General features: G+C 69.1%; 1 protein-coding gene. It reads right to left on the reverse strand.

Annotated elements, in window-relative coordinates; genetic code table 11:
- Positions 1 to 696 (reverse strand): L-serine ammonia-lyase, iron-sulfur-dependent, subunit alpha (locus AC3IMC_RS20410; protein WP_490920721.1); only part of this gene is annotated, 696 nt, incomplete at both ends.

Consider the following 696-nt stretch of genomic DNA (forward strand, 5'->3'; position numbering starts at 1 on the left):
AACAGCACGGCGGGAATGATCCCGGCGGCGCCGTTGGTCGGGGCGGTAACCACCCTGCCGCCGGAAGCGTTCTCCTCATTCACCGCCAGGGCCACCAGGTTCACCCACTCCTGCCAGTACCGCGGATCATAGGAAGCGCGGCCGAGCTCCCGTCCCTGGTCCCCTTCCTGGTCCGGGTCCTCGCCGTTGGCGCTTTCCTTCCGGATCCGGTCGAACCAGTCGGGGGCGCGGCGGCGGACCTTCAGCCCACCGGGCAGTACGCCCTCGCGCTTCAGGCTGGTCTGCACGCAGGCTTCCATGACGGACCAGATGTGCAGCAGGCCGTTGCGGATCTCCGCCTCGTCACGTGACGCCCGCTCGTTCAGGAACATCACGTCCGCGATGCCCAACCCCTTGGCCGCGCAGTGCTCCAGGAGTTCGGCGGCGGTCCGGAACGGCAGCGGCAGCTCCTTCTTCGACTCCTCGAGTTCCTGCTGCGCCGCGTCCTCCCCGCCTTCACGGACGATGAACCCGCCGCCCACCGAAAAGAACGTGGCCGTGTGCATCACGTTCCCGCCGCCGTCGGACACCGTGAACGTCATCCCGTTCGTGTGCCGGGGCAGCACCGTCAACGGCCGCAGCACCATGTCGCCCACCCCATACGGCAGCGGCACGGCTCCGGCGAGGTCCAGCATCCCCGTCTCCGCGATCGCGGCC

The organism is Arthrobacter sp. E70, assembly GCF_058266945.1.